The sequence below is a fragment of the Streptomyces sp. NPDC014991 genome, from assembly GCF_043080665.1.
Taxonomy (GTDB): Bacteria; Actinomycetota; Actinomycetes; order Streptomycetales; family Streptomycetaceae; genus Streptomyces.
Window position 1 is genome coordinate 35,330 of record NZ_JBIBVY010000022.1, and the last position, 21,639, is coordinate 56,968.

A 21,639-nucleotide genomic window follows, 5' to 3' on the forward strand; every position below is an offset into this window, starting at 1 on the left:
GGCGGCGGCGTGGCGCGCCGGCCGCCCGTCCGCGGGCCCTACGCGGTCCGGTCGAGCGCGCGCAGCGAGCGGTCCGTGATCGAACGGGCGCCGCGGCCGATCGCGATCGTGCCGGACTGGACCAGCTCCTTGATGCCGTACGGCTCCAGCATCTTGAGCATGGCGGACAGCTTCTCGCCGGAGCCGGTGGCCTCGATGGTCACGGCCTCCGGGGAGACGTCCACGGTCTTGGCGCGGAACAGCTGGACGATCTCCACGATCTGGGAGCGGGTCTCGTTGTCGGCGCGGACCTTCACCAGAACGAGTTCACGCTGGACGGCTTGGCCGGGCTCCAGCTCGACGATCTTCAGCACGTTGACGAGCTTGTTGAGCTGCTTGGTGACCTGCTCCAGCGGCAGCTCCTCGACGCCCACCACGATGGTGATGCGGGAGATGTCGGGGTGCTCGGTGACACCGACCGCGAGCGAGTCGATGTTGAAGCCGCGGCGGGAGAACAGTGCGGCGATGCGGGCGAGGATGCCCGGCGTGTTCTCCACCAGGACGGAGAGCGTGTGCTTGGACATGGTGTGTGCTCTTCCTTGCCAGTCGTCGTCAGTCGTCTTCGTTGTCGCCGAAGTCGGGGCGGACGTCCCGGGCGGCCATGATCTCGTCGTTGGAGGTGCCTGCGGCGACCATCGGCCAGACCATCGCGTCCTCGTGGACGATGAAGTCGACGACGACCGGACGGTCGTTGATGGCGTTCGCCTCCGCGATGACCCGGTCCAGGTCCTCGGGGCGCTCGCAGCGCAGGCCCACGCAGCCCATCGCCTCGGACAGCTTCACGAAGTCCGGCACGCGCGTGCCCCGGGCCTGCGGGTTGATGTCGTCGGGTCCGCTGTGCAGCACGGTGTTGGAGTAGCGCTGGTTGTAGAAGAGGGTCTGCCACTGGCGGACCATCCCGAGGGCGCCGTTGTTGATGATCGCGACCTTGATCGGGATGTTGTTCAGGGCGCAGGTGGTCAGTTCCTGGTTGGTCATCTGGAAGCAGCCGTCGCCGTCGATCGCCCAGACCGTCCGCTCCGGCACGCCGGCCTTGGCGCCCATGGCGGCCGGGACCGCGTAGCCCATCGTGCCGGCGCCGCCGGAGTTCAGCCAGGTGGCGGGCCGCTCGTACTGGACGAAGTGCGCGGCCCACATCTGGTGCTGGCCGACGCCCGCGGCGAACACCGTGCCCTCGGGCGCCAGTTGCCCGATGCGCTCGATCACCTGCTGCGGGGAGAGCGAGCCGTCCTCGGGCAGGTCGTAGCCGAGCGGGTAGGTCTCGCGCCAGCGGTTCAGGTCCTTCCACCAGGCGGTGTAGTCGCCCTGGTGGCCCTCGCTGTGCTCCTTCTGCACCGCCTGGACCAGGTCGGCGATGACCTCGCGGGCGTCACCGACGATCGGCACGTCGGCGGTGCGGTTCTTGCCGATCTCCGCCGGGTCGATGTCGGCGTGGACGATCTTGGCGTAGGGCGCGAAGCTGTCCAGCTTGCCGGTGACGCGGTCGTCGAAGCGGGCGCCGAGGGCCACGATCAGGTCGGCCTTCTGGAGGGCGGTGACCGCGGCGACGCTGCCGTGCATGCCGGGCATGCCCACGTGCAGCGGGTGGCTGTCGGGGAACGCGCCGAGCGCCATCAGGGTCGTGGTGACCGGCGCTCCGGTCAGCTCGGCGAGGACCTTCAGCTCGGCCGTGGCACCGGCCTTGAGGACACCGCCGCCCACGTACAGGACGGGCCGCCTGGCGGCGGTGATCAGCTTGGCCGCCTCGCGGATCTGCTTGGCGTGCGGCTTGGTCACCGGGCGGTAGCCGGGCAGTTCCATGGTGGGCGGCCAGGTGAAGACCGTCTTCGCCTGGAGGGCGTCCTTGGCGATGTCGACCAGGACCGGGCCCGGGCGGCCGGTGGAGGCGATGTGGAACGCCTGCGCGATCACCCGCGGGATGTCCTCGGCCTTGGTGACGAGGAAGTTGTGCTTGGTGATCGGCATGGTGATGCCGACGATGTCCGCCTCCTGGAAGGCGTCGGTGCCGATCGCCTTGGAGGCGACCTGGCCGGTGATCGCCACGAGCGGCACCGAGTCCATGTGCGCGTCGGCGATGGGCGTGACCAGGTTGGTCGCACCCGGCCCCGAGGTCGCCATGCAGACGCCGACCTTGCCGGTGGCCTGCGCGTAGCCGGTGGCCGCGTGACCGGCGCCCTGCTCGTGCCGGACCAGGACGTGGCGCACCCGGGTGGAGTCCATCAGCGGGTCGTAGGCGGGGAGGATCGCGCCGCCGGGAATGCCGAACACCGTGTCCGCGCCGACCTCCTCGAGGGAGCGGATGAGGGACTGCGCACCCGTGACGTGCTCGACGGGGGCGGAGTGCTGTCCTCCGGAACGGGGCCGCGGCTGCGGATGGTGGGCCCCGGTGGCCTGCTCGGTCATCGGCATTCTCTTCTCGATGCTGAGGGTTTTTGCGAGGTTCGGACGGAGTTCGGGGGCTGCACGAACGGTGCTCGTGCAACAAAAAACCCCTCGTGCCGCAAGGCAAGCGAGGGGAGCGCGCCGGTGTGGTCGCTGGGGATTCCGGATCGTCCTCCGGTGGGTCCCAGCTCAGCCGACGCGCTGTCCAAGTACGAGAATTCGGGTGCGCATGGCACTGACCCTCCCCCCGGCACGCACCACGTGTCAAGTAGGTGGGACGGGAGTCTCAGAATGTGAGCGGAGGGCGCGGCCGCCTCCCCGGACAGCGCCCGCACCCTCTGTTTACACCTCCGTGCCCCGTCCCGCGTTCCGTTCATCTCCCGGGCGCGGCGGTCGGCTCTCTCACACTGCCCGCGAACGCCGGTTCCGCCGGGACGTGCGGCACCGGATAGTGACCGGACGCGAGCGCCCGGCGCAGCCGGTACTCGTCCAGCGGGCCGGCGAACGCCATGCCCTGGCCGTGCGTGCAGCCCATCGCGCGCAGCGCGACCACCTGATCCGGCAGGTCCACGCCCTCGGCCACCGACTGGAGCCCGAGGTCGCCGGCTATCCGCAGCAGACCACTGGTGATCTTGTGCAGCCGAGCGGACTCGACCACGCCCTCCACCAGGCCGCGGTCGAGCTTGAGGATGTCCACGGGCAGCCTGCGCAGCGCCGTGATGGCCGCACAGCCGCTGCCGAGGCCGTCCAGTGCGATCCGCACCCCCAGCCGGCTGAGCGCGGTCAGCCGGCGCTCCAGCTCGTCCAGGGGGACCCGGGGGTCGGTGTCGGACAGCTCCAGGACCAGCGCCCCGGGCGGCAGCCCGTGCCGGGTGAGCAGCGCCTCGACGGAGCCGAGCGGCGTGGAGCGGTCCAGCAGCCGCCGGGCGCTCATCCGGACGGACACCGGCACGACGGCCCCGGTGCCGGCCCGCTCGGCGGCCTGCTCCACGGCCTCGCGCAGGACCCAGCGGTCCAGCTCGGCCACCTTGTCACCGTCCTCGGCGACCCGCAGGAACTCGGCCGGGGTGAACAGCACCCCCTGCGAGGAGCGCCAGCGCGCCTGCGCGGAGACCGCCGCGATCCTGCCGTTCTGGAGGCACACCACCGGCTGGTGCAGCAGCGCGAACTCACCGTCGTGCAGCGCGGCACGCAGGCGTGTGGCCAGCTCCGCCTTGCGGACGACGTCCTGCTGCATCTGCGGTCTGTACAGCTCGACCCGGCCCTTCCCGGCCGATTTCGCGCGGTACATCGCCAGGTCGGCGTTGCGCAGCAGCTCGCCCGCGCCGAGACCGGGTTCGGCGAAGGCGACACCGATGGAGGCGTTGACCCGGACATCGTTGCCGCCGATGGCGTACGGCTGGGAGAGGGTCGACCGGAGGCGGTCGGCCAGCTCCAGGATGTTCCGCTCCCGGGCCGCCCGGTCCCGGGTGCCGTCCCCGACGATCAGGGCCGCGAACTCGTCGCCGCCCAGCCGGGACGCGGTGTCCCCCTGCCGGACCGCGTCCTGGAGCCGGCGGGCGGCCTGCACGAGCAGTTCGTCCCCGGCCTGGTGCCCGATCGTGTCGTTGACGGCCTTGAAGCCGTCCAGGTCGATGAAGAGCACCGCCGTACCGCGCAGGGCGGCGCCCCGGTCGGTGGCGCGGCGGCCGGACAGGGCCTGCTGGACCCGCTTGGTGAACAGCGCGCGGTTGGGCAGGTCGGTCAGCGGGTCGTGCTCGGCGTTGTGCTGCAACTGCGCCTGGAGGCGCACCCGCTCGGTCACGTCCCGGCTGTTGAAGATCAGACCGCCGTGGTGCCGGTTGACGGTGGACTCGACGTTGAGCCAGCCGCCGGTGCCCGACCGGAACCGGCACTCGATGCGCGTGGTCGGCTCCTCGACCGGGCTGGCGGCGAGGAAGCGGCGCACCTCGTGCACCACACAGCCCAGGTCCTCAGGGTGGATCAGGCTCGCCAGCTCGCTGCCGACCAGATCCTCGGCGGGCCGGCCGTACACCCCGGCGGCGGCCGGGGAGACGTACCGGAGGATGCCGTTGGGCGCGGCGATCATGATGACGTCGCTGGAGCCCTGCACCAGGGAGCGGAAGTGGTTCTCCTTCTGCGCGAGTTCCTGGGTGAGGGTGATGTTGTCCAGCAGCATGATGCCCTGCCGGATGACGAGTGCCAGCACCACGCACCCCGCGGTGATCAGCACGACGTGGTCGGGCCTGCGGCCGTTCAGGACGTTGTACAGGATGCCCAGGGTGCAGACGGCGGCCGCGAGGTACGGGGTGAGCGCGGCGAGGGAGCCGGTGAGCGGCCGTCCGGCCGGATACCGGCAGTGCTCGCCGCCCGGGGCGGCCGGGGACACCGGGTGGTGGGCCGCGCCGCGCTGTCCGGGCACGTGCTCGTGGACCACGCGCGTGTGTCCGTCCGGCGCGCGCGTCTCCGGCGCGCCGGCCGGCCACCGGGGGGTGGCCCAGGGCGCGTAGGCGAGCAGCAGGGAACCGGCGAACCAGCCGGCGTCCAGCAGCTGTCCGGAGCGGTAGCTGCTGTGCAGCAGCGGCGAGGTGAACAGCGCGTCGCACATGACGGTCAGCGCGAGCGCGCCGATCGCGGTGTTCACCGCCGTGCGGTTGCCCGGGGCGCGGCGGAAGTGCAGCGCGAGGACCATGCTGACGAGCGCGATGTCCAGCAGCGGGTACGCCAGCGACAGCGCGGCGTGGGCCACGCTCGACCCGTCGAACCTGGCCGTCTGGGCGAGTGCGAGGCTCCACGAGAGGGTGAGCAGGGAGCCGCCGATCAGCCAGGCGTCCAGGGCCAGACAGATCCACCCCGCCCGGCTGGCCGGCCGCTTGGCCAGGACCAGCAGACCCACGATGGCGGGCGGCGCGAAGCAGAGGAAGAACAGGTCGGCGTAGCAGGGGCTGGGCACGTCCACGTCAAGGACGACCTCGTACCACCCCCAGACGGCGTTGCCCAGCGCCGTCATCGTCGCGGAGAGGGCGAACAGCAGCCAGGCGGACCGGAAGCGCACGCGCGGGCGGCGCGCGTACAGGAAGCAGGAGACGGCGGCGGTGCCGGCCGCCGCGCTGAGCCCGAAGTCGCCCATGACGTCCGCGACCGCCTTCGCGCCCCAGCCGGACGCGGCGCCGACGGCGTAGGCCGCGCAGACCAGGGCGACCACGAGCTGCTCCGCCAGGCGGGCACTCTCGGCGGGGGCCGGCCGCGGGGGCGGCGGCTGGTACGGGTGCGGTGCGCGCACGGCTTCGTCGAGGGTGCTCGTCACCGAGGGCGGGGCGCTCACCGGGGCCTCCCGCTGCGCGCCGCTCCCGGGTCCCGACGGTCCCGGTGCGCCGGACGGGTGTGCCTGCGACGGCCGCCGGGCCTGCGCTGCTGGTGGCTGTGGTGGGTGTGGTGGCCGCGCCTGCGCGTGGCCGTGCGCCAGGGTCGCCGTCGGCGGCCCCGCCGCGTCGGATCGTTCGTCCATAGGCCGTGCATCGCCCGTCGCCCCCCTCACAAATCTGACATGTCCATCCCCCGCGCCGAACGGTCAGCGGCGCAGCCCCTGTCGGGACGATACACCAGGATCGTCACTCAGGGACATAGTTCCTCTACGCTCCGTGACGACCAGCGGATATGCCAGTACGGGCCGCGTCCGAAAGGTTGCGGAGGGTGCCGGAAGCGGGTTACCGCCCGTTTGATCCCGTGCTGCCGTCTCCCGTCGTAAGGATCACGTTCCGCAGCGGCCGGCGGTTCACGAACCGGGTCAACTGGTCGGCGAGCAACCGTCGGGCGCGCGGCAGGAAGGCCGAGGACGGGCCGCCCACATGCGGGCTGATCAGTACGCCCGGCGCCTGCCACAGCGGATGGCCCGGCGGCAGCGGCTCGGGGTCGGTCACGTCCAGGGCGGCAGTGATCCGGCCCGTCTCCACCTCGGCGAGCAGCGCCCGGGTGTCGACGACGGGGCCGCGCGCGACGTTCACCAGCAGCGCGCCGTCCCTCATCCGCGCGAGGAAACCGGCGTCGACGAGCCCCCGGGTGGCCTCCGTGAGCGGGGTGCAGAGGATCACGACATCCGCGTCCGGCAGCAGCGAGAACAGATCGGTGATCGGGTGCACGGGACCGCGCGCCGTGGTGCGCCGGGAGCGCGCGACGCGCGCCACCCGCGCGACTTCGAAGGGCACGAGCCGGTCCTCGACCGCGGCGCCGATGGACCCGTAGCCGACGATGAGGACGTTCCTGTCGGCGAGCGAGGGGTGGAAGGCGCTCTCCCAGCGCTCCCGCTGCTGGGCGCGGACGAAGCCGGGAACACCGCGCAGCGCGGCCAGGGTCAGGGTGAGGGCCAGTTCGGCCGTGCTCGTCTCGTGCACACCGCGCGCGTTGCACAGCTGGACGCCCGGCGCGATGTCCGGCAGCCGGGCGGTGATGTCGTCGACGCCGGCGGTGAGCGTCTGGATGACCCGGACGTTGGTCAACCGCGCCAGCGGGCGCACCCTGACGGGCCACTGCTTCATGTACGGCACCACGTACACCGCGCACTGGGCGGGGTCGCCGGGGAACGGCTGCTCGCCGTCCTCGCCCCCGTCCCAGAACAGGTACCGGGGCCCCTCGGGAAGCCCCTCGATCTCGTCGGGCCGAAGGGGAAGCCACACGTCTGAAGTCATGCCAGGAGGCTATGTCAGGCACGCGCGCGTGCAGAGGTTAGGTTGGTGGCCGGGCAGAGGGAGGGTCACGAGCAGGTGGAGCGCAGGACGATCGGCGCGGGGGCGCTCGCGGTGGGGGCCGTCGGACTCGGGTGCATGCCGATGAGTTGGGCGTACAGCCGGTCCCGGCAGCGGGGCGACGAGTCGCTCAGAACCGTGCACCGTGCGCTGGACCTGGGCTGCGACCTCCTGGACACCGCGGACATGTACGGCCCGTTCACCAACGAACTTCTGCTCGGCCGGGCGCTCAAGGAGCGGCGCCGGGACGCGTTCGTGTCCACGAAGGCGGGCCTGCTGGTGGGCGAACAGCACATCGTGGCCAACGGCCGTCCCGGCTATGTGAAGCGGGCCTGCGACGCCTCGCTGCGGCGGTTGCAGACGGACGTGATCGACCTGTACCAGCTGCACCGCGCGGACCCCGAGGTGCCCGTCGAGGAGACCTGGGGCGCGATGGCGGACCTGGTGCGCGCCGGGAAGGTACGGGCACTTGGCCTGTGCGCGGTGGGGGTGGGCGGCGGACGCCGCCCCGGTGCCGGGCCGTACGACACCACGCTGCGCCAGCTGCGGCGGGTGCAGCAGGTGTTCCCGGTGAGCACGGTGCAGGCGGAGCTGTCGGTGTGGTCGCCGCAGGCGCTGGAGGCGCTGCTGCCGTGGTGCGAGGCGCGCGGCGTGGGCCTGCTGGCGGCGATGCCGCTCGGCAACGGCTTCCTGACCGGCACGCTCACTCCGGGACAGGGCTTCGAACCGGACGACGTACGCGCCCGTCACCCCCGGTTCACGGCCGAGATGATGGCGGCCAACCAGCCGATCGTCGCGGGCCTGCGCCGGATCGCCCGCCGGCACGGCGAGGACGTCACCCCGGCACAGGTGGCCCTGGCCTGGGTGCTGGCGCAGGGCCGCCATGTGATCGCTCTTCCGGGGACCAAGCGGGAGCGCTGGGCGGCGGAGAACGCGGCGGCGGCCGGGCTGCGGCTGACCGGGGAGGACCTGGCGGAGGTGTCCCGGCTGCCGGCGGCGCAGAACTCGTGGGACTGAGGCTCCCGCCATGGGCCACCGGGGAGCGGGAACCCGGGAGGACGCGGGCGGGGCAGGAGAGGGAGAGCGTGTCACCGGACCGCCGCGTCGAAGGGACCCTGATCGTGCAACGTCGAGCTGTGACGGCCGTGCTGGCCGCGGCCTCCCTCCTGCTGGGAGCCGGCTGCTCCGCCGGCGGGGACGGGCCACCCCCGGGCGACGGGCGTACGGCTACCGGTGCGGTTCCCGGTGCCTCCTCGCCGCGGGCCACCGTCACCCCACCCCCCGCCAGGGGCTCGGTGAAGGTGCTGCGCACGGTGGCCGAGGGCCTGAAGACACCGTGGGGACTGGCTCCGCTGCCCGGCGGCGGTCTGCTGGTCTCCTCCCGTGACGAGGGCACGATCGTCCGGATCGACGGGAGGACGGGCCGGAAGACGGAACTGGGCACGGTCTCCGGGGTCGCGCCGGCCGGCGAGGGCGGTCTGCTGGGCATCGCCCTCTCCCCCGACTACGCCTCGGACCACATGGTCTACGCCTACTTCACCTCGGCCTCGGACAACCGCGTCGTCCGCATGCGCTACGACGAACGGAGGCCGGCCGGTGAGCAACTGGGTGCTCCGGACACGGTGTTCAAGGGCATCCCCAAGGGCTTCATCCACAACGGCGGCCGGATCGCCTTCGGCCCGGACGGCATGCTGTACGCGGGCACCGGCGAGAGCGGGCAGCGGGGCCTGGCACAGGACAGGAAGTCCCTGGGCGGGAAGATCCTCCGCATGACCCCGGACGGCGAACCGGCGCCCGGCAACCCGTTCCCCGGCTCCGTGGTGTACTCCTACGGCCACCGCAACGTGCAGGGCCTGGCCTGGGACCGCGAACAGCGGCTGTTCGCCTCGGAGTTCGGCCAGGACACCTGGGACGAGCTGAACGCGATCAGGCCCGGCGGCGACTACGGCTGGCCGGTCGCCGAGGGCAAGTCCGCCAAGGCCGGGTTCCTCGACCCGGTCGCCCAGTGGCACACCGACGACGCGTCCCCCAGCGGCATCGCCGCCGTCGACGGGGTGATCTGGATGGCGGGTCTGAAGGGCAGGCGGCTGTGGCGCGTCCCGCTGCGCGGCACGGCGGCGTCGGCCGCCCCGCAGGCGTTCCTCACCGGCGTCTACGGCCGCCTTCGTACGGTGGTGCCGGCGGGCGGTGACCGGATCTGGCTGGTGACGAGCAACACGGACGGCCGCGGGACCCCGGAGAAGGGGGACGACCGGGTGCTGGAGGCGCGGGTGCGGTAGTCCCCCCCTCCCCGGTCAGGCCTCGTCCGGTGCCGCACCGAAGGGCGGGGGGCCGGCGGGTCGCGGCCCGGCGGGCGGGGGTTCGGCGGGCGGGGGTTCGGCGGACGGCACGCCCGTCTCTGGTTCGGTCGGTTCGGTCGGTTCGGTCGGTTCCGGGCCGGTCGGTTCCGGCTCGGCCGCCTCGGGCTCGGCCGCTTCCGGGCCGGCCGCTTCCGGGCCGGGCAGTCGTATGAGCGCCTTTCCGGACGCGAGGTCTATGGGGCCTCGGCCGGGGTCGTTGTCGCCGACGTCCTCGCGGGTCAGCGCGAGCCGGTTCTGTTCGTCCCGGGTGTGCTTGCGCCCGGGCGCGAACAGTTCGTCGAAGGCCTCGAACACGATCCCCCCTCACTGCCGGTCTTCTCCGGCACAACTCTCAGCCCCGTGCCTCGGCGGCCAGGGGCTCGGCGGCGAACAGTCCCAGCCGGTGCGCCACCGCCGCCGCCTCGCCCCGGCCGGAGACACCTAGCTTGCCGAGGATGTGGGAGACATGGACGCTCGCGGTCTTCGGGGAGATGAACAGCTCCTGGGCTATCTGCCGGTTGGTGCGGCCGGCGGCGACCAGGCCGAGGACGTCCCGCTCCCGGCCGGTGAGACCGAGCGCCGCGACCGGATCGGCCGGGGCGGCGTCCTGCCGGGGCGCGCGCGTCAGGCTGAGGCGGGCACGCTGGGCGAGCCGGGCGACGGCGTCGGCCAGTGGACGGGCGTCCAGGTGGGCGGCGACCGCGGCGGCCAGCCGGAGCAGTTCCACCGCGCGTTCCCGCTCGTCGTCGCCGCCCTGCGCGAGCAGCGCCGCGGCGAGGCGGTGGCGGACCCGGCCGAGGTCGTAGGGGCGGTCCAGGCACTCGAAGGCGGCTACGACCGGCGACCAGGTGCCGACGGTGTCCCGGCCCTGCGCGCGCAGCAGTTCGGCGCGGGTCCACTGGCCGTAGGCCTGCCAGAGGGGGACGCCGGTGGTGAGGGTGCCCACGGCCGACGAGAGGCGGTCGAGGAGGTCGGCGCGGCCCGGCTGGGCGGCGGGCAGGGCGCGGGCGTCGGCCTCGGCGGTGGCGGCGGCCAGCAGCAGCGGCCAGCCGTAGCGGTGGGTGCCGGGTGGCAGGCCGGCGTCCAGGGCCAGGAGCAGCGCGGCGCGGGCGTCGGCGATGCGGCCCTCCGCGGCGGCGAGACCCACGGTGATCCGGGCCAGCGGCAGGGACTGCTGGGGCATCGGGTCGTGGGTGCCGTACAGGGTGCGGGCGGCGGTGTGCTGCCGGGCGGCCTCGGCGAGGTCGCCGCGCGCCAGGGCGAGGTGGGCCAGGCGCAGGGCGCCCGCGCCCCGGGGCTTGGCGCTGTGGCCGGCCCGGGTCGCGTGCGTGGCGGCCTCGGCCGCCTCCGTCCACCGGCCGAGTGAGTACAGCGCGTCGGACAGGTTGCCCCACACCCAGGCCTCGGAGGCCAGCAGCCCGTACCGGCGGCAGAAGTCGACGCCCTCACGCAGCAGCGGGGCGGCCTCCCGGTCCCGGCCGATGCTCTGCAACGCGGACGGCAGGTTGACGTAGGCGCGGCCGGCGACCGGGTGCATGCCCTCCGCCCGGGTCTCCCGCAGGACCTGCCGCATCTGTGCCAGGCCGGTCTCGGGGTCGCCGGAGTCCACGGTCAGGCCGCCCAGGGTGAGGCGGGCGTGCAGTTCGGTCTCGCGGGCGCCCACCATCCGCGCGTACTCCACGGCCCGCTCGGCGGCGGCGAAGGCCTCGGGGCCGGGCCGGTGCTGCATGGACCAGTTGGCGGCGACCGCCAGCACCTCGGCGTGCACCTCGGACGGCGGCAGACCGCGTACCAGGTCCTGGGCGGTGGCCAGTTCGTGCCGGCCGTCACCGCGGGCCTGGGCCTGCACGAGCCGGGAGCGCTGCACCCAGAACCAGGCGGCGCGCAGGGGGTCCGGCTCGTCGTCCAGGAGACGCAGGGCCCGCTTGGTGATCTTCAGGGCGCGTTCCCGCTCGCCGCCGAAGCGGCCGGCCACGGCGGCCTCGGCCATCAGGTCGAGGTAACGCAGGGGGGTGGTGGCCGGGTCGCAGCCGCACGGGGGATACGCCTCGGTGCAGTCGACGGGGCGCAGGGCGGAGCGCACCTCCAGCGGGGCGCCGTCCCACAGCTCCATCGCCCGCTCCAGCAGGCCCAGCTGCTCGGTGTAGGCGTGCCGGCGGCGGGCCACGACGGAGGCGGCCAGGACCGCGGGCAGGGCTTTCGCGGTGTCGCGGGCGTGGTACCAGTAGCTGGCCAGGCGCATCACGCGGGCGTCGGCCGGGACGAGCCCGGGGTCGGCCTCCAGGGCTTCGGCGTAACGGCGGTTGAGCCGGGAGCGTTCGCCGGGCAGCAGGTCGTCGGCGACGGCCTCGCGGACCAGGGAGTGCCGGAAGCGGTAGCCGTCACCGGCCCGGGTGACGGTGAGGATGTTGGCGCCGACGGCGGCCCGCAGCGCCTCGATGAGGTCGTCCTCGGAGAGCTGGACCACGGCGGCGATCAGCCGGTATTCCACCGTGGAACCGCCCTCGGCGACGACACGGGTGACCCGCTGGGCGCTCTCGGGCAGGGCCTCGACCCGGACCAGCAGCAGATCGCGCAGGGAGTCGGTGAGGCCGGCGCAGTCGCCCTGGCGGCCGGCGACGGCGAGTTCCTCGATGAAGAAGGCGTTGCCGTCGGAGCGTTCGTAGATCTCGTCGACCTGGGCGGGGTCGGGTTCCGCGGCGAGGATGCCGGCGATCTGAAGGCAGGCCTCCTCGCGGGTGAAGCGGGCCAGTTCGATGCGGCGGACGGTGCGCAGCCGGTCCAGTTCGGCGAGCAGGGGGCGCAGCGGATGACGGCGGTGGATGTCGTCGGAGCGGTAGGTGGCGAGGACCAGCAGACGGCCGGCGCGCAGGGTGCGGAAGAGGTAGGCGAGGAGGTGGCGGGTGGAGGCGTCGGCCCAGTGCAGGTCCTCCAGGACGAGTACGACGGTGTGTGCGGCGGCGACCCGTTCGAGCAGCCGGGCGGTCAGCTCGAACAGGCGGGCCATGCCCTGCTCGTCGTGGCGGCCGGTACCGGCCTCGCCGAGGTCGGGCAGCAGCCGGGCCAGCTCCTCCTCCTGGCCCGCCGCGGCGGCGGCGAACTCCTCGGGCAGGGCGTCCCGCAGAGCGCGCAGCGCGGTGGAGAAGGGGGCGAACGGCAGTCCGTCGGCGCCGACCTCCACGCAGCCGCCGACGGCCACGACGACCTCGCGGCGGGCGGCGGCCGTGGCGAACTCCTCGACGAGGCGGGTCTTGCCGACGCCCGCCTCACCGCCGAGCAGCAGCGCCTGCGGCTCGGCCGCGGCGGCACGGGCGAGCGCGTCTTTCAGCGTGCCCAGCTCGTCGGTACGGCCGACGAACACGGGACTGACGAACCAGGTCTCCACGGGCCCGAGCATCGCACGGGGCCGGTGCGGCCGGGCACCGGTTTTCCACAACCCCGGTGTGATGGTCGTACCGACGGACGCGGACGGCGTACCGGTGGCCGGAAGAGGCGTACCGACGGCCGGCGGAGTCGTACCGGCAGCCGTACCGGCCGTCGCGGCAGCCGTACCGGCAGTCCCAGGAGCCGTACCCACGGCCGGCGGAGTCGTACCGGTGCCCGGAAGAGGCCCACGGCCGCGCCGGGCAGCCGTACGGCCGGCGGGGCGTGGGCGGCCGACCCCCGTGCGGTCGCCCTCCGCCTCCGTCGTCACGCGGTGCGCGGCAGCCGGGTCCGGCGGGGCCGCTCGGTATGGGACTCGGCGGCCGGGGTGTCGTGGCGGGCTGCGCGGCGGGCGCGGACGGCCTCGCGGGCCAGGCGGTCCCGCTGGGCCTCGCGGCGCAGTTCGGCGGACCGGATGCGGTGCAGTTCCAGCTCGTACATGGCGGATCCTTCGGTGAGAACGGTGTCGTGCGCCGCGTTCTGCGACGACTCCACTTTCGTCCCCCGGGGGTGCGTGCCACATCGGGGAAGTTCCGCATCTTCGGCCGGCCGGCGGTCCGCACGCGCGCGTAAGGGACCTTAGGGAGCCCGTACGGCGCGCACGGGCTCCCTAAGGCCCCGGGGATCCGCGGGTGTCTCAGCCGGCCGAGGGCAGGCCGAGCAGCGCGTCGGAGTACTTCAGGACGGCCAGGAACAGCCCGATGACGCCGAGCGAGACGCCCGCCCAGGCGACCGACCTGATCCAGGCGGCCTGCGGGCGGCCGGGGGCGCCGAACGCGGGCCGGGCCAGCACCACGACACCGGTGACCAGCGCCGCCAGGGCGAACAGGCCGGCCCACAGGGCGGTGGTGTGCCAGGCGTCGCCGTAGACCTCCTTGATCTGGCGGGACACGCTCGCCGTGGAGGAGGTCCGCAGCTGGCCGACGAGCTGCTCGCGGGCGGAGGCTACGGTGCCGATCCAGCCGCCGCTGAGCGAGACCAGGCCCAGCGCGGCGGAGACGACGGCACCGGCGCCCTGGCCGACCCCGGAGGGCGCCCGGTCACCGGCGGCCCCGGCCTCCGTCCCCTGGCCGTCCTCCTCGGACCGCGCCGCGTCCGGGCCCCCCTCCTCCACGTCGCGCCCCCCGGCGTCGCGCTCCCCGCCATCCCGCTTTCCTGCCTCCGCGCCGGGGGCCGGCGTCTGCCCGGCGGTTCCGGCCGCCGTCGTCGTCTCGTCGTCCGTGCGTGCCTCGGTGCCGGCCTCGGCGCCTTCCGATGTCTTCGTTGCCATGCCCGGCACCGTACGGACGCTCTCTGAGAGGTCTCTTAACGCCCGTTGTGCGGGACACGCGCGCGTGCCGCAGGCCATTCGGGTGCCAGCACCGCCCAGATCTCGGTGCTGGTGCGCACCCCCCGGTGGGGGTAGTTCTCGCGGAGCACGCCCTCACGGCTCATACCGAGCCGCCGGGCCACGCCGATGCTCGGCTCGTTGGCGGAGGACACGTGCCACTCCACCCGGTGCATGCCGCGCTCCTCGAAGGCCCAGTCGAGCAGCACCCGCATGCCACGCGTGACCAGGCCGCGCCCGGCCGCCGCCGGCTCCAACCAGCAGCCGGCCTCGCAGACACCGCTCGGGGTGTCCCAGACGCGGAAGAGCAGCCCGCCCACGAGCGTTCCGTCCAGCCAGATGCCGTGCACGCTGCCGGCGTCGGCGGCGCGCTTGTCCGCGTACGACGTCAGCCAGGCCCGGGCGCCGTCCAGGTCGGACACGACGTCCGGCAGGCCGACGTGCCGGCCGATGAACTCGCGCCCCCGGTCGATGTGGGCGAGGAGTTCCCCGGCGTGCCAGACCTCCAGGGGCCGCAGTTCGGCTCCGTCGTCACCCAGGGATGTCGCGTACATCGCGGCGCTGCTCCTCCCGCAGTTCCTCCGTCGAGACTGCGCAGAGCCTCTCATGCCCGCAAGGGGTGCGAACCGGTGCGGTGTCCTCTGCGGGCGGGAATGATCGCTCAGCGTGTTCGCGGGCCGCGCCGGCCCGTCAGTCGAACTGGTCCCCGAGCGCCATGACCATCGTCCCGGCGATCAGCAGCCACAGGGCCCTGCGGGTGCGGCCCCTGGCGCCGAGGGCCGCGGCGAGGGCGCACACCGCGGCGCCGAGGGCGTAGGCGGCGGGGACGAGGGCCGGGGCCGAGCGGGTGCTCCGCAGGAGCGCGGCGGCCAGTCCGGCCAATGTCAGCAGCGCTCCGGTGCCGGTGGCCGTCCAGCGGGCGCGCCGGGCGTCCTCGACGTGCTCCTGCGTGCCGTCCTCGGTCTCCTCCGCGCCGTCCGCCGCGGTCTGCTGCGCGTCGTCCGGCTCCGTTATCGCGGGCCCAGGGCCGGAATTGGTGCGTCCACTCATGGCGGGCGAGCGTAGCGTCTCCCGTCCGGTACACCGGACGCGGGGCTGACGACCGCCGCGTTTCCGCGTGCGAAGACGGCGACGGCCCCGGAGGCCGTGCCTCCGGGGCCGTACGGTCAGCCGTGCGACGTCTGGGCTCAGCCCTCGCCGAGGCCCAGCTTCTCCAGGATCAGCTCCTTGACGCGGGCCGCGTCGGCCTGGCCGCGCGTGGCCTTCATGACCGCGCCGACCAGGGCACCGGCCGCGGCCACCTTGCCACCGCGGATCTTGTCCGCGACGGCCGGGTTGCCGGCGATGGCCTCCTCCACGGCGGTGGTCAGCGCGCCCTCGTCGGAGACGACCTTCAGCCCGCGCTTGTCGACCACCTCGTCCGGGGTGCCCTCGCCCGCGAGGACGCCCTCGATGACCTGACGGGCCAGCTTGTCGTTCAGGTCACCCTTCGCGACCAGCTCGGTGACCCGGGCCACCTGCTGCGGAGTGATCGCCAGCTCGTCCAGCGCGGTGCCGGACTCGTTGGCGCTGCGCGCCAGTTCACCCATCCACCACTTGCGGGCGGAGGCCGCGTCGGCACCGGCGTCGATCGTGGCGACGATCAGGTCCAGCGCGCCGGCGTTCAGGATCGCCTGCATGTCGGTGGCGGAGATGCCCCACTCGGCGAGCAGCCGGGTCCGGCGGACCAGCGGCAGCTCCGGCAGGGCCGCGCGGATCTCCTCGACCCACTCGCGCGAGGGTGCCACGGGGACGAGGTCGGGCTCCGGGAAGTACCGGTAGTCCTCGGCCTCCTCCTTCACGCGGCCCGAGGTCGTGGACCCGGTGTCCTCGTGGAAGTGGCGGGTCTCCTGCACGATCGTGCCGCCGGACGACAGCACCGCCGCGTGCCGCTGGATCTCGAAGCGGGCCGCACGCTCGACGGACCGCAGAGAGTTGACGTTCTTCGTCTCGCTGCGCGTGCCGAACTTCTCGCGGCCGTGCGGGCGCAGCGACAGGTTCACGTCGCAGCGCATCTGGCCCATCTCCATGCGGGCCTCGGAGACGCCGAGCGCCTTGATGACCTCGCGCAGCTCACGGACGTACGCCTTCGCCACCTCGGGGGCGCGCTCGCCCGCGCCCTCGATCGGCTTGGTGACGATCTCGATGAGCGGGATACCGGCGCGGTTGTAGTCGAGCAGCGAGTGCGAGGCGCCGTGGATACGGCCGGTCGCGCCGCCCACGTGGGTGGACTTGCCGGTGTCCTCCTCCATGTGGGCGCGCTCGATCTCCACGCGGAAGGTCTCGCCGTCCTCCAGCTGCACGTCGAGGTAGCCGTTGAAGGCGATCGGCTCGTCGTACTGGGAGGTCTGGAAGTTCTTCGGCATGTCCGGATAGAAGTAGTTCTTCCGGGCGAAGCGGCACCACTCGGCGATCTCGCAGTTCAGCGCGAGACCGATCCTGATGGCCGACTCGACGCCGGTCGCGTTGACGACCGGGAGCGCGCCGGGCATGCCGAGGCAGACGGGACAGGTCTGCGAGTTGGGCTCGGCGCCCAGCTCGGTGGAGCACCCGCAGAACATCTTCGTCTTGGTGCCGAGCTCGACATGGACCTCGAGGCCCATGACGGGGTCGTACGACGCCAGCGCGTCCTCGTACGACACCAGGTCGGTCGTGGTGGTCACGGTGAAAATTCCCTCTCAGCCCAGCAGGACGTCGTCGTCGCCCAGCCGCTTCAGCTCGCGGTAGAGGATGGCGAGGCCGGTGACGATGGCGACGGCGGACACGGTGGCATCGATCAGGACCAGCGTGTCCTGCTCGGCGCGGGCCTTCTTGAGACGCTTGGCCACACCGATCGCGCCGAACGCGGTCCCGGCGATGGACAGGTACGTACCGGACCTGGACTTCTTGAAGCCCTTGGCCTTGGTCAGTGCACTCACAGCGACGGAGCCTCCTCGAGCAGCGGGTGCCCCCACTTTTCCACGAAGGCCGCCTCGACGGCGGCGCCGACCTTGTAGAGCCGGTCGTCCTGCATCGCGGGGGCGATGATCTGGAGTCCCACCGGGAGGTTGTCCTCCGGGGCGAGACCGCACGGCAGGGACATGGCCGCGTTGCCCGCCAGGTTGGTCGGGATGGTGCACAGGTCCGCGAGGTACATCGCCATCGGGTCGTCGGCGCGCTCGCCGATCGGGAAGGCGGTGGTCGGGGTCGTCGGGGAGACGATCACGTCGACCTGCTCGAAGGCCTTCTCGAAGTCCCGCCTGATGAGCGTGCGGACCTTCTGCGCCGAGCCGTAGTACGCGTCGTAGTAGCCGCTCGACAGGGCGTACGTGCCGAGCATGATGCGGCGCTTGACCTCGGGGCCGAAGCCCGCCTCACGGGTGAGGGAGGTGACCTCCTCGGCGGAGTGCGTGCCGTCGTCGCCGGTCCGCAGGCCGTAGCGCAGGCCGTCGAAGCGGGCGAGGTTGGAGGAGCACTCGGAGGGCGCGATCAGGTAGTACGCCGACAGGGCGAGGTCGAAGGACGGGCAGTCCAGCTCGACGATCTCCGCGCCCAGCTCCCTGAGCAGCTCGACCGACTCGTCGAAGCGCTGGATGACGCCGGCCTGGTAGCCCTCACCGCGGAACTGCTTGACCACTCCGACGCGCATGCCCTCGACGCTGCCGTTGCGGGCGGCCTCGACGACCGGCGGGACCGGGGCGTCGATCGAGGTGGAGTCGAGCGGGTCGTGCCCGGCGATCACCTCGTGCAGCAGGGCCGCGTCCAGGACCGTACGGGCGCAGGGGCCGCCCTGGTCCAGGGAGGAGGAGAAGGCGACCATGCCGTACCGGGAGACCGCGCCGTACGTCGGCTTCACGCCGACCGTGCCGGTGACGGAGGCCGGCTGGCGGATGGAGCCGCCGGTGTCGGTGCCGATGGCGAGGGGGGCCTGGAAGGCGGCGAGGGCGGCGCTCGAACCGCCGCCGGAGCCGCCGGGGATCCTGGTGAGGTCCCACGGGTTGCCGGTGGGGCCGTACGCGCTGTTCTCCGTGGAGGACCCCATGGCGAACTCGTCCATGTTGGTCTTGCCGAGGATGACGACGTCGGCGGCCTTGAGCCGCTTGGTGAGCGTCGCGTCGTACGGCGGGATCCAGCCTTCGAGCATCTTCGAGCCGACGGTCGTGGGCACGCCCTCGGTGGTGAAGATGTCCTTCAGGGCGAGCGGGACGCCGGCCAGCGGGCCGAGCTTCTCGCCGCGGGCGCGCTTGTCGTCCACGGCACGGGCCTGGGCGAGGGCGCCCTCGCGGTCGACGTGGAGGAAGGCGTGCACCTTCTCGTCCACCGCCTCGATCCGGGCGAGGTGGGCCTCGGTCACCTCGACGGCCGTCAGCTCGCCGGAGGCGATCTTCGCGGCGATCTCCGCCGCGGTGAGCTTGATGATGGGACTGTCCGTCATGGCTGTCACTCCTCCCCCAGGATCTGCGGCACCTTGAAACGCTGCTGCTCCTGGGCCGGGGCGCCGGAGAGCGCCTGCTCGGGGGTGAGCGAGGGACGGACCTCGTCCGGCCGCATGACGTTCGTCAGCGGCAGCGGGTGCGAGGTCGGCGGTACGTCTTGGTCGGCGACCTCGCTGACGCGGGCGACCGCGCCGATGATGTCGTCCAGCTGTCCCGCGAAGTGGTCGAGTTCTTCGGGCTTCAGCTCCAGACGCGCCAGCCGGGCGAGGTGGGCGACCTCCTCGCGCGTGATGCCAGGCATGCAGCGATCCTCTGGGTGAGAGTGTGTGGTTCGGAGCCAATCCTATGGGGCGGGCCCGGGTCCCCGTGAAACGGTTTGCCGTGACACCGTCCTCACCGGTGCCGCCCGTCCCGCGTACGGCCCCTCGGCGGGCCCCGTCGGCCCCCTCGGGGAAGGGCCTTCCGGGAGCCCGAAGGCTACTCCGGGAGGGCACGCCGTCCGGGGAGAAAGGAAGACTACTCGGCGGCGGGCAGCGCGGCGCGCGGCCGCTGCCAGCCGCGGGTGCCGCGGGCCAGCAGCCAGGCGGTGGCCTCGTCCGGGGGCATCGCCGCGGCGACCAGCCATCCCTGCACCGCGTCGCAGCCCAGATCCCGCAGCCGCTCCCACGTCTCGTCGTCCTCCACGCCCTCGGCGACGACGAGGAGCCCCAGCGAATGGGCGAGGTCGACCGTGCAGCGCACGATCTCGGCATCCTCGGCGTCGACGGCCAGCCGGGCCACGAAGGAGCGGTCGATCTTCAGCTCGCTGACCGGCAGCCGGCGCAGGTGCACCAGCGAGGAGTAGCCGGTGCCGAAGTCGTCGAGGGACATCTTCACGCCGTGCGCGGTGAGCCCGGCGAGGGTGTCCGCGGCCCGCTGCGGGTCCTCCAGCAGGACGTGTTCCGTGATCTCCAGCTGGAGCGCCCCGGCGGGGACCCCGTGCCGGGCGAGGCGCGCGGCGACCGATCCCGCGAATCCGGGGGTGTGGACGTCGCGCGGGGAGACGTTGACGGCGACCGGGACCCGCAGCCCCTGCGCGCGCCACCGGGCGACCTGCGCGAGAGCGGTGTCGAGGACGTACTCCGTCAGATGGGGCATCAGGCCGGAGGACTCGGCTATGGCTATGAACTCGTCCGGCGGAACCTTGCCGCGTTCGGGATGCACCCAGCGGACCAGTGCCTCCAGGCCGGCGACCTGGCCGTCGAAGCGGACCTTGGGCTGGTAGTGCAGCTGTACCTCGCGCGCGTCCAGGGCGCGGCGCAGGTCACCCAGCAGGCCGAGGCGGTCCGGGGTGTTGGAGTCCCGCTTGGACTCGTACACCTCGACGCCGGTGCGGTCCCGCTTCGCCTGGTACATCGCCACGTCGGCCCGGCGCAGCAGCCCTTCGGCGTCGAGCGCGTGGTCGGGGAAGACGGCGACACCCGCACTGGCCTCCAGGACGAGGGTGAGCCCGTCGAGGTCGAGCGGGGAGCTGAGGGCGGCGACGAGGCCGCGGGCGACGCGCGTGGCCGACGTGGTGGAGTCGGCGACGGGCAGTAAGACGGCGAACTCGTCACCGCCGAGACGGGCGGCCTCGGCGCCGCGCGGCAGGGCGATGCGCAGCCGGTCGGCTATCTGGAGCAGCAGCCGGTCCCCCGCGAGATGTCCCAGGGTGTCGTTCACCGACCGGAAACGGTCGAGGTCGATCAGCATGAGTGCGGAGCGGGCACCGATGCGCTCGGCGTCGTCGAGGGCGGTCCAGATCCGCTCCAGCAGCCACTGCCGGTTGGGCAGCCCGGTCAGCGGGTCGCGCAGCTGTTCCTCGGCGCGGGCACGGGCCATCCACAGCGTGGAGTCCAGGGCGATGAGGGGGATGGCGAACAGCGGGAGCAGGACCGGCTGGGCGTCGGCGACGACGCAGAGGAGGGGCGCGATGCCGAGCAGCGCGACGGCGACCAGACCCTGTCTGACCAGGGCGGTGCGGGCGACGGTGGGCACCCCGCCGCCGCGCGGGGCGTGCAGGTACCACAGCAGGCCGCGGCTGACGGCGAGATAGGCGCACGCGACCAGGACGACCTGGGGGGCCGTCGCGACGGTCCACGTGCCGGGCCGCCAGGGCTGCTCGACGCTCGGGAAGCGGCCGAACGCGCCGAGCAGCAGGGCACCGGCGCCGATGCCGAGGATGTCGACCGCGCCGTGCAGGACACCCTGCCGCCAGCGGTGCCGGCGGGCGATGCCGACGAGGACGACCACGGTGAGGCTGACCAGACCGGCGGGCACCCAGCCGTACAGCAGCAGCACGGCGAGGGTGAGGGCGGCGCCCGATCCGGTGCCGCCCCACCAGCGGGCGCTGCCCAGCATGACGAGGTGGCCGACGATGACGCCGGTGAGCAGGGCCAGCGCCCAGCCGAGCGTGCCGCAGGGGAAGAGCGCGTGGTGGCCGGCGTAGGCGCGGTAGAAGCCGGCTGCCAGGAAGAGGCCCGCGGCGGCGACGACGGCCCCGGGCAGCGCCGGCCAGGACGGGTGCCGTTCGGTGTCGGCGCCGGACAGCCCGGAAGCGGACTCGACGGCCAGGGGCAGCGGAGCGTGTGCCTCGCCGGCGGGGCCGGGTCCGGCCGGGCGCGGCTGCCCGCCCGTCCGTCCGCCGGCCGGCCCGCTCCACCGGATTCCCCGCCACGCGCCCGGGCGGCGGCGCAGACGCAGCCGTGAGTCCGGGGCGGCGCTCTCGGTCGGTTCCATTCCCGTCCCTCTCACAGCCGGCGGTGCCCACGCCACGCGGCCCGATGCCCGACAACCATCAGCAGCTCCGCGCCGAAGAAACCTTCCCCGGGCCTCTGGAGAGCACGGGTATGCCCCAGCCGCAGCTGGGCACGGCAGGCGCATACCTCAACAGTAGGCCGCGGAAGGCTTCCACG

Annotated in this window: 16 protein-coding genes and 1 pseudogene; 2 read left to right on the forward strand and 15 right to left on the reverse strand. The window is 73.3% G+C overall.

All coding sequences use genetic code 11. The features are described from left to right. Nucleotides 1-38: 38 nt before the first annotated feature. The 4 genes and pseudogenes from ilvN to ACF1BE_RS28340 all read right to left on the reverse strand — a co-directional run bounded on the left by ilvN (nt 39) and on the right by ACF1BE_RS28340 (nt 7,106). Nucleotides 39-563, reverse strand: a complete 525-nt coding sequence (gene ilvN / locus ACF1BE_RS28325) for an acetolactate synthase small subunit (RefSeq protein WP_121786755.1) — start codon at nt 561-563, stop codon at nt 39-41. 28 nt (nt 564-591) lie between these two features. Next, entirely contained in the window at nt 592-2,442 is a 1,851-nt protein-coding gene (locus tag ACF1BE_RS28330; protein WP_392201848.1) for an acetolactate synthase large subunit, read from the reverse strand. 243 nt (nt 2,443-2,685) lie between these two features. After that, nucleotides 2,686-5,746, reverse strand: a pseudogene (locus ACF1BE_RS28335) (putative bifunctional diguanylate cyclase/phosphodiesterase). Between the two features lie 382 nt (nt 5,747-6,128). Next, a complete protein-coding gene (locus tag ACF1BE_RS28340) occupies nt 6,129-7,106 on the reverse strand; it encodes a 2-hydroxyacid dehydrogenase (protein ID WP_392201849.1) in 978 nt (325 codons plus the stop codon). Nucleotides 7,107-7,181: 75 nt separating this feature from the next. On the opposite strand from ACF1BE_RS28340, the gene ACF1BE_RS28345 reads away from it, so the two are divergent. Both ACF1BE_RS28345 and ACF1BE_RS28350 read left to right on the forward strand, forming a co-directional pair. After that, on the forward strand, nt 7,182-8,180 hold the full coding sequence (locus ACF1BE_RS28345) for an aldo/keto reductase (protein WP_392201910.1): 999 nt from the start codon (nt 7,182-7,184) through the stop codon (nt 8,178-8,180). Between the two features lie 98 nt (nt 8,181-8,278). Next, entirely contained in the window at nt 8,279-9,442 is a 1,164-nt protein-coding gene (locus ACF1BE_RS28350; RefSeq protein ID WP_392201911.1) for a PQQ-dependent sugar dehydrogenase, read from the forward strand. Between the two features lie 15 nt (nt 9,443-9,457). Here the strand turns inward: ACF1BE_RS28350 and ACF1BE_RS28355 are convergent, their stop codons facing one another. From ACF1BE_RS28355 to ACF1BE_RS28405, 11 genes are all read right to left on the reverse strand, one after another. After that, entirely contained in the window at nt 9,458-9,817 is a 360-nt protein-coding gene (locus ACF1BE_RS28355) for a DUF6191 domain-containing protein (protein WP_392201850.1), read from the reverse strand. A gap of 37 nt (nt 9,818-9,854) precedes the next feature. Further along, complete coding sequence (locus ACF1BE_RS28360) at nt 9,855-12,899, reverse strand: AAA family ATPase (protein ID WP_392201851.1); 3,045 nt, start codon at nt 12,897-12,899, stop codon at nt 9,855-9,857. A 293-nt stretch (nt 12,900-13,192) separates the two neighbouring features. Beyond that, a complete protein-coding gene (locus ACF1BE_RS28365) occupies nt 13,193-13,366 on the reverse strand; it encodes a hypothetical protein (RefSeq protein WP_392201852.1) in 174 nt (57 codons plus the stop codon). Between the two features lie 196 nt (nt 13,367-13,562). Beyond that, nucleotides 13,563-14,195 (reverse strand): hypothetical protein, encoded by a 633-nt coding sequence (locus ACF1BE_RS28370; RefSeq protein ID WP_392201853.1) that lies wholly within the window; start codon nt 14,193-14,195, stop codon nt 13,563-13,565. A 35-nt stretch (nt 14,196-14,230) separates the two neighbouring features. After that, the gene (locus tag ACF1BE_RS28375) at nt 14,231-14,806 is read right to left on the reverse strand and encodes a GNAT family N-acetyltransferase (RefSeq protein ID WP_392201854.1); all 576 of its coding nucleotides are present in this window, start codon (nt 14,804-14,806) and stop codon (nt 14,231-14,233) included. A gap of 136 nt (nt 14,807-14,942) precedes the next feature. Further along, nucleotides 14,943-15,302, reverse strand: coding sequence for a hypothetical protein (locus tag ACF1BE_RS28380; protein WP_392201855.1), 360 nt, complete (start codon nt 15,300-15,302; stop codon nt 14,943-14,945). A 137-nt stretch (nt 15,303-15,439) separates the two neighbouring features. Beyond that, nucleotides 15,440-16,954, reverse strand: a complete 1,515-nt coding sequence (gatB, locus tag ACF1BE_RS28385; RefSeq protein ID WP_392201856.1) for an Asp-tRNA(Asn)/Glu-tRNA(Gln) amidotransferase subunit GatB — start codon at nt 16,952-16,954, stop codon at nt 15,440-15,442. A gap of 15 nt (nt 16,955-16,969) precedes the next feature. Continuing rightward, nucleotides 16,970-17,209 carry a hypothetical protein gene (locus ACF1BE_RS28390; RefSeq protein ID WP_392201857.1) on the reverse strand — a complete coding sequence of 80 codons (240 nt, stop codon included), beginning with the start codon at nt 17,207-17,209 and terminating at the stop codon, nt 16,970-16,972. Further along, the gene (gene gatA, locus ACF1BE_RS28395; protein ID WP_392201858.1) at nt 17,206-18,705 is read right to left on the reverse strand and encodes an Asp-tRNA(Asn)/Glu-tRNA(Gln) amidotransferase subunit GatA; all 1,500 of its coding nucleotides are present in this window, start codon (nt 18,703-18,705) and stop codon (nt 17,206-17,208) included. The genes ACF1BE_RS28390 and gatA overlap by 4 nt, the downstream gene beginning before the upstream one ends. A gap of 5 nt (nt 18,706-18,710) precedes the next feature. Further along, complete coding sequence (gatC, locus tag ACF1BE_RS28400; protein WP_004925108.1) at nt 18,711-19,007, reverse strand: Asp-tRNA(Asn)/Glu-tRNA(Gln) amidotransferase subunit GatC; 297 nt, start codon at nt 19,005-19,007, stop codon at nt 18,711-18,713. A gap of 215 nt (nt 19,008-19,222) precedes the next feature. Beyond that, the gene (locus tag ACF1BE_RS28405; RefSeq protein ID WP_392201859.1) at nt 19,223-21,463 is read right to left on the reverse strand and encodes a putative bifunctional diguanylate cyclase/phosphodiesterase; all 2,241 of its coding nucleotides are present in this window, start codon (nt 21,461-21,463) and stop codon (nt 19,223-19,225) included. Nucleotides 21,464-21,639: the final 176 nt, after the last annotated feature.